Source organism: Pseudomonas sp. 2822-15 (genome assembly GCF_002742515.1).
Taxonomy (GTDB): Bacteria; Pseudomonadota; Gammaproteobacteria; order Pseudomonadales; family Pseudomonadaceae; genus Aquipseudomonas; species Aquipseudomonas salomonii.
Map to the genome: position 1 here is coordinate 1 of NZ_LJRY01000298.1, position 338 is coordinate 338.

The 338-nt window shown below is 41.4% G+C and carries 1 pseudogene; it reads left to right on the top strand.

Annotated elements, in window-relative coordinates:
* Positions 1–48: 48 nt before the first annotated feature.
* A pseudogene (locus AOA59_RS27700) lies at positions 49–338 on the top strand (hypothetical protein); the annotation flags it as partial.

The following is a 338-nucleotide window of genomic DNA, read 5'->3' on the forward strand; positions in this document are numbered from 1 at the left end:
GTATACAATAGAACTAATAGTATTTTTGATAGGATAGGTGGTCGCAGAATGAAAAAAGCAATTGCACTACTTTTTATCATGGCAGGATTCATTATTATCGGAATAGCAGGATATGAAATTTATCAAACCCAGGCAAAAGAAAAAGAAGCACTTGAAGCCGCAAGAGACCTCGTTTTCTCGAAAGAACAGACGGACAAAGAGTATGAAGTATTAGAAGACTTTGATCCAGGGCAAGGAGACGTAGTGGGAATATTGCATATCCCGCGCCTTGATGCAGACCTCCCAATTGTGGAAGGAACCCATGAAGACGACTTAGCGAGAGGCGTCGGCCATTATAT